The following is a 6,222-nucleotide window of genomic DNA, read 5'->3' as shown; positions in this document are numbered from 1 at the left end:
GAGGCCCGAACCCACGCATGTTGAAAAATGCGGGGATGAGGTGGGGGTAGCGGAGAAATTCCAATCGAACTCAGAGATAGCTGGTTCTCCCCGAAATAGCTTTAGGGCTAGCCTCGGAGTAGAGAGTCGTGGAGGTAGAGCACTGATTGGGTGCGGGGCCCGCCAAGGGTTACCAAGCTCAGTCAAACTCCGAATGCCATAGACTCATATCCGGGAGTCAGACAGTGAGTGCTAAGATCCATTGTCAAAAGGGAAACAGCCCAGACCATCAGCTAAGGTCCCCAAGTGTGTGTTAAGTGGGAAAGGATGTGGAGTTGCACAGACAACCAGGATGTTGGCTTAGAAGCAGCCACCATTTAAAGAGTGCGTAATAGCTCACTGGTCGAGTGACTCTGCGCCGAAAATGTAACGGGGCTAAACACACCACCGAAGCTATGGCTTGATACATTAGTATCAGGGGTAGGGGAGCGTTGTATATACGTTGAAGGTATACCGTAAGGAGTGCTGGAGAGTATACAAGTGAGAATGCCGGTATAAGTAACGAAAAGATCAGTGAGAATCTGATCCGCCGAAAGCCTAAGGGTTCCTGAGGAAGGCTCGTCCACTCAGGGTAAGTCGGGACCTAAGGCGAGGCCGAAAGGCGTAGTCGAAGGACAACAGGTAGAAATTCCTGTACCACCGTAATCCGTTATGAGTAATGGGGTGACGCAGTAGGGTAGTGACGCGGACTGATGGATGTGTCCGTCTAAGCAGTGAGGCTTGTGTGTAGGCAAATCCGCACACTAAAGGCTGGGCTGTGATGGGGAGCGAAAATTTATAGTAGCGAAGGTCATGATCTCAGACTGCCAAGAAAAGCCTCTAACCAGGAGAAGGTGCCCGTACCGCAAACCGACACAGGTAGGCGAGAAGAGAATTCTAAGGCGCGCGGAAGAACTCTCGTTAAGGAACTCGGCAAAATGACCCCGTAACTTCGGGAGAAGGGGTGCCCCGGTAGTGTGAATAGCACGAGGGGGCCGCAGTGAAAAGGCCCAAGCGACTGTTTAGCAAAAACACAGGTCTGTGCGAAGCCGTAAGGCGAAGTATACGGGCTGACGCCTGCCCGGTGCTGGAAGGTTAAGGGGAGTGGTTAGCAGCAATGCGAAGCTATGAACCGAAGCCCCAGTAAACGGCGGCCGTAACTATAACGGTCCTAAGGTAGCGAAATTCCTTGTCAGGTAAATTCTGACCCGCACGAATGGCGTAACGACTTGGGCGCTGTCTCAACGAGAGATCCGGTGAAATTTTAATACCTGTGAAGATGCAGGTTACCCGCGACAAGACGGAAAGACCCCATGGAGCTTTACTGCAGCTTGATATTGGACTTTGATACGATTTGTACAGGATAGGTGGGAGCCTAAGAAGTAGGAGCGCCAGCTTCTATGGAGGCAATGTTGGGATACCACCCTGATCGTATCGGAGTTCTAACCTAGGACCGTGACCCGGTTCGGGGACAGTGTCAGGTGGGCAGTTTGACTGGGGCGGTCGCCTCCTAAAGTGTAACGGAGGCGCCCAAAGGTTCCCTCAGAATGGTTGGAAATCATTCGAAGAGTGCAAAGGCAAAAGGGAGCTTGACTGCGAGACTGACAAGTCGAGCAGGGACGAAAGTCGGGCTTAGTGATCCGGTGGTACCGCATGGAAGGGCCATCGCTCAACGGATAAAAGCTACCCTGGGGATAACAGGCTTATCTCCCCCAAGAGTCCACATCGACGGGGAGGTTTGGCACCTCGATGTCGGCTCATCGCATCCTGGGGCTGAAGTAGGTCCCAAGGGTTGGGCTGTTCGCCCATTAAAGCGGTACGCGAGCTGGGTTCAGAACGTCGTGAGACAGTTCGGTCCCTATCTGTCGTGGGCGTAGGAAATTTGAGAGGAGCTGTCCTTAGTACGAGAGGACCGGGATGGACGCACCGCTGGTGTACCAGTTGTTCCGCCAGGAGCATAGCTGGGTAGCTACGTGCGGAAGGGATAAGCGCTGAAAGCATCTAAGCGTGAAGCCCCCCTCAAGATGAGATTTCCCAATTAGTAAGACCCCTTGAAGACGACGAGGTTGATAGGCTTGAGGTGGAAGTACAGTAATGTATGGAGCTGACAAGTACTAATCGGTCGAGGGCTTATCCTACATGTTACGAAGATTCATCTTCGCAGACATACGGGTGTACACACACTTACACACAATTTTGTTTCGTATCCGGTTTTCAAGGATTAAACCTTGAACCACGTTTGGTGGCGATGGCGGAGGGGTTCCACACGTACCCATCCCGAACACGACCGTTAAGCCCTCCAGCGCCGATGGTACTTGGACCGCAGGGTCCTGGGAGAGTAGGACGCCGCCAAGCAAAAATTCAACGCAGTATCTAAGTAGAGCTGCGTGAACTATTCCCTGATAGCTCAGTTGGTAGAGCACTCGACTGTTAATCGAGTTGTCACAGGTTCGAGTCCTGTTCGGGGAGCCATATGCTCTCATAGCTCAGTAGGTAGAGTGCATCCATGGTAAGGATGAGGTCACCGGTTCAAATCCGGTTGAGAGCTCCAGACTTTTTGAAAAAAACAGAATATTGTTTGTTGATATCTAAGTGAATTCAAAAAGAAACATCCAAGTATGGCCCGTTGGTCAAGCGGTTAAGACACCTCCCTTTCACGGAGGTAACAGGGGTTCGATTCCCCTACGGGTCACCATTACATACGGAGGCTTAGCTCAGCTGGGAGAGCATCTGCCTTACAAGCAGAGGGTCGGGGGTTCGAACCCCTCAGCCTCCACCATAGTACTTCTTTTATTGGGGATTAGCCAAGCGGTAAGGCAACGGACTTTGACTCCGTCACCCATAGGTTCGAATCCTATATCCCCAGCCATTATTATTAAGAGCCATTAGCTCAGTTGGTAGAGCACCTGACTTTTAATCAGGGTGTCGAAGGTTCGAGTCCTTCATGGCTCACCACTTTATTGTTAAAGTGATGCCTAGTAACATTGTGCGCGTGTGGCGGAATGGCAGACGCACCAGACTTAGGATCTGGCGTTTCACGACGTGGGGGTTCAAGTCCCTTCACGCGCACCATATTTTTGCGGACGTGGCTCAGCGGTAGAGCATCGCCTTGCCAAGGCGAGGGTCGCGGGTTCGATTCCCGTCGTCCGCTCCATAATTTGCGCCCTTAGCTCAGCTGGATAGAGCGTTTGACTACGAATCAAAAGGCCGGGAGTTCGAATCTCTCAGGGCGCGCCATATTATCTTTATAACTTCATAAATCATGAAGCATTTTATTTCGGGACGTAGCTCAGCTTGGTAGAGCACCTGGTTTGGGACCAGGGGGTCGCATGTTCAAATCGTGTCGTCCCGACCATTATAAAATGCGGGTGTAGTTCAATGGTAGAACTTCAGCCTTCCAAGCTGATAGCGTGGGTTCGATTCCCATCACCCGCTTTTGTAGTTTTAAAGCTTGAAACCCTTGCGCCACAAGGGTTTTTTCTTTGCGCAAAATTCGACAAACGCATGCTAAAAATCTCCTTCGGTGACCAGTTGGTGACCACGGCGTTTTTTTGGATCAAGATCATCCAGCAAATCGATATTACCACGGCTAATAACTCCGTCTTTGGTCATGTAGATATCTGTAGTAGTCGCAAGCCGGGAATGCCGTAATTGTTCCTGTATTGCTTTCAGATCCGCTCCATATGCCCGTAACAACATGGCCGTGGTATGGCGGAGATCATGCAGCCGCACTCTTGGCAGTTTGTGATCGTCAAGGAACATCCTCCAGCGACGGGACGGTGTATTAGGATAGTATTTGTCCCCATGGCCTGGGTGGAAGAGGTACTGCTTATTTCCGCCTTTCCAGTCTTGTGGATCACAGCCCATTTTATGCTTCATCCATTCCCGTTTATAGGTGAGCAACTCGTCCATATACCAGCGTGGCATAGGTACAAATCCTTCTGATTCAACCGTTTTTACCTCACCTTCAACGGATTTACCTTCTTCATCGAAAGTAATCTGTTTCTCGATATAAACACCACCATTAACAAAATCCACTTCTGACCACTCTACAGCCAAGTATTCACCACGGCGGAAACCTCCCAGCAGCACTCCGAGATAATAAAGCTTCCACTGTTTAGGCTCGCTATAAAGGGCTGTGATTACGCCTGTAGCTTCGGTGGGGCTGTATGACTTCTTACGCATCTTGATTTCTCTTTGCTCTGACTTGGGAGCGGTAGGACGCTTTACACCTACCATTGGGTTATTGACGATCAAATTCCAATCATGGGCAGCGTCTAGAATCGCTTTTAAGGCTTTGTAGATATTGAGTAGTGTATTTGTAGCCAGCGGCTTATTCCGTTTGTCCTTACGTGCGTCCGGGCTTCTCAGGCTGGTGAAAAATGAAACAATCTGCATTGTATTGATCTTGTCCAAATGAAACCGACCAAAAGCGGGAATAAGGTGTGTCTTGATCAATGCCATGTAATTCTTACGTGTATAGTCGCCTAAGTTGATATCTGCATAATTCTTCTTCCAATCCCCGTATACAAATTCCTCGAAGCCAATAACTCCAGGCTTCTGCCACTTGCCGCCTTTAACATCTTCCTCAAACTTTGCTGCAGCCAGGTCGAGTTCACCTTTACGGGGCTTATGGTCCAAGGTGATGGTTGTTGTATCTCGCATTCGCTTTCCTTTGGCATCATAACCTAATTCGGCGGTTAGTTTATATGTGTTCTTTCCTCGTTCAACCCAACTTGCCATTCTTCATTACTCCTTTAAAATCGGTTTTCAAAGTCTAACAAACTATTTACATCATTCATTTGAATTACAAACTTGTTGTAGGAGTAACCATGTCTCATGATAATATTAGACAGCAATAATTTTATTGTTCCATTACTGCATCTAATGTCGCTTGGATAAACCGGCATCCCCCCAAGTTCGTGTGGGTTATCGATTTCTAAAAAACTAGATCGATCGTTTAATGCTATGGACACCTCCTGTCCCGAGTATAGAATTTGAGAGTCTACAGCCAACACTAATTGAGATGGTCCTTCAAATTCACCACTAGGGTCGTAATATGCATATACTTTTGTCTCATCATTCGATTCTTTGATCACCCCCTTAAAGGAATCGTTATACCTTGCGGTAGACTCTAGTAACTTACCTTCTAATTCTCTTCTTAAGATTTGATCATATCTTTTCTCCGCGAGCTCGTAGGGAACCCAAAAAACGTCGGAGATATGTTTAATAATTTCTTTTCTCGTTGGTGGGAAATCTAACTTAGAAAGCATGAAGAAAGGTATTGCTGCATATAAAACAAACTGCTCTGAGTCATTTTCCTGAGCCCTAGTAACGAGCCTCGGTAAATGTAATTGGCTGCCAGTATGTCGTAATAGATGGCATAATTCATGCAAAAACTCAATTTTTTGAACGAGGGGAGTACAGCGATTATCTATAAACATAGTCCACATATTCGTTGTGTGTTCATAGGCTTTACTTCTAACATCATCAAAGTATAACCAGATATTAAGTTGCTCTGTTATTGTTTTAATATTTATTAGATCAGGGGCTATGATGTCATGATTTATATATAATTCTTCAATGAATTCTTCTAGGTGTGTACGGCGATAGTGTTTAAACATGATGTACAACCTCCAATGGGAATATATGTTCGTATGAATAGGTAGAGGAAGGCACCCCGATAGATGCTTCCATAAGGTTAAGTATTTAGAAGTTATTTTCCTTGACGGTCTCCAGGCTTACGGTCCTTTTCTTTTTCCTGCAATATTTGAAATATCTTTCTCATTTCCTCACGTCGTTCTTCTGGTGCACTAAGATAATCTTTGAAGAATAAACCATGTTCAGGGTTATTCATGAATTCTTGAAAAGCTTTTTCTTCATCCGAAAATTCTTGTTTATCAGATTCAGAAGAGTTTTGGGTATCAAATAGGAAATATTTATCCCCGTCCTCCTCAAAAAAGTAATTCAGAGATACTTTATAGAATTCAGATAATGTTTGAAGCATCCCCATCCTAGGTTGAGATATGTTATTTTCCCAGGCGCTATATCTTTCTCTCTTTATTTCTAATATATCCGCAACTTGTTGTTGTGTAAGATGCTTTCTGTTCCTTAGATCAGCAAGTTTTTTTCCTATTTCAATTGCCATAATACTTCAACTCCTATTATTAATTTTCGTGATAATAAAAATATCAAAAATTACCT

At 46.5% G+C, this 6,222-nt stretch carries 3 protein-coding genes, 11 tRNA genes and 2 rRNA genes (1 of these 16 running past the window's edge); 13 read left to right on the top strand and 3 right to left on the bottom strand.

From position 1 onward, the window contains the following. The 13 genes from NST85_RS25325 to NST85_RS25265 form a co-directional block, all read left to right on the top strand. Positions 1–2,156 (top strand): 23S ribosomal RNA (locus NST85_RS25325) (it extends 776 nt beyond the left edge of the window). A 100-nt stretch (positions 2,157–2,256) separates the two neighbouring features. After that, a 5S ribosomal RNA gene (gene rrf, locus NST85_RS25320) occupies positions 2,257–2,373 on the top strand. A gap of 41 nt (positions 2,374–2,414) precedes the next feature. Continuing rightward, a tRNA-Asn gene (locus NST85_RS25315) sits at positions 2,415–2,490 on the top strand. A gap of 3 nt (positions 2,491–2,493) precedes the next feature. After that, positions 2,494–2,569: transfer RNA gene (locus tag NST85_RS25310), tRNA-Thr, on the top strand. 69 nt (positions 2,570–2,638) lie between these two features. Further along, positions 2,639–2,713 (top strand) — tRNA-Glu (locus NST85_RS25305). A gap of 8 nt (positions 2,714–2,721) precedes the next feature. After that, positions 2,722–2,797: transfer RNA gene (locus tag NST85_RS25300), tRNA-Val, on the top strand. A gap of 15 nt (positions 2,798–2,812) precedes the next feature. Further along, positions 2,813–2,887 (top strand) — tRNA-Gln (locus NST85_RS25295). A gap of 10 nt (positions 2,888–2,897) precedes the next feature. After that, positions 2,898–2,973: transfer RNA gene (locus NST85_RS25290), tRNA-Lys, on the top strand. Between the two features lie 33 nt (positions 2,974–3,006). After that, a tRNA-Leu gene (locus NST85_RS25285) sits at positions 3,007–3,090 on the top strand. 7 nt (positions 3,091–3,097) lie between these two features. Further along, positions 3,098–3,172, top strand: a tRNA-Gly gene (locus tag NST85_RS25280). A gap of 6 nt (positions 3,173–3,178) precedes the next feature. Then, a tRNA-Arg gene (locus tag NST85_RS25275) sits at positions 3,179–3,255 on the top strand. A gap of 41 nt (positions 3,256–3,296) precedes the next feature. Then, positions 3,297–3,373 (top strand) — tRNA-Pro (locus NST85_RS25270). 9 nt (positions 3,374–3,382) lie between these two features. Continuing rightward, a tRNA-Gly gene (locus NST85_RS25265) sits at positions 3,383–3,453 on the top strand. A 72-nt stretch (positions 3,454–3,525) separates the two neighbouring features. Here NST85_RS25265 and NST85_RS25260 read toward each other — a convergent pair. The 3 genes from NST85_RS25260 to NST85_RS25250 form a co-directional block, all read right to left on the bottom strand. Then, a complete protein-coding gene (locus tag NST85_RS25260; protein ID WP_341190746.1) occupies positions 3,526–4,761 on the bottom strand; it encodes a tyrosine-type recombinase/integrase in 1,236 nt (411 codons plus the stop codon). Positions 4,762–4,775: 14 nt separating this feature from the next. Continuing rightward, positions 4,776–5,642: an ImmA/IrrE family metallo-endopeptidase gene (locus tag NST85_RS25255; RefSeq protein ID WP_341190745.1), complete on the bottom strand. Its 867-nt coding sequence runs from the start codon at positions 5,640–5,642 to the stop codon at positions 4,776–4,778. Positions 5,643–5,734: 92 nt separating this feature from the next. After that, on the bottom strand, positions 5,735–6,166 hold the full coding sequence (locus NST85_RS25250; protein ID WP_341190744.1) for a helix-turn-helix transcriptional regulator: 432 nt from the start codon (positions 6,164–6,166) through the stop codon (positions 5,735–5,737). Positions 6,167–6,222 lie beyond the last annotated feature (56 nt).

The sequence above is a fragment of the Paenibacillus sp. FSL K6-2524 genome (assembly GCF_038005525.1).
GTDB classification, from domain to species: domain Bacteria; phylum Bacillota; class Bacilli; order Paenibacillales; family Paenibacillaceae; genus Fontibacillus; species Fontibacillus anaericanus.
The sequence above is the reverse complement of the archived record's forward strand: the minus strand, read 5'-3'. Positions and strand labels throughout refer to the sequence as shown.

Excerpts from the sequence above, each read along its gene's own strand:
- NST85_RS25260 (WP_341190746.1), bottom strand. The coding sequence starts at position 4,761 with ATGGCAAGTTGGGTTGAACGAGGAAAGAACACATATAAACTAACCGCC.
- NST85_RS25255 (WP_341190745.1), bottom strand. The coding sequence starts at position 5,642 with ATGTTTAAACACTATCGCCGTACACACCTAGAAGAATTCATTGAAGAA.
- NST85_RS25250 (WP_341190744.1), bottom strand. The coding sequence starts at position 6,166 with ATGGCAATTGAAATAGGAAAAAAACTTGCTGATCTAAGGAACAGAAAG.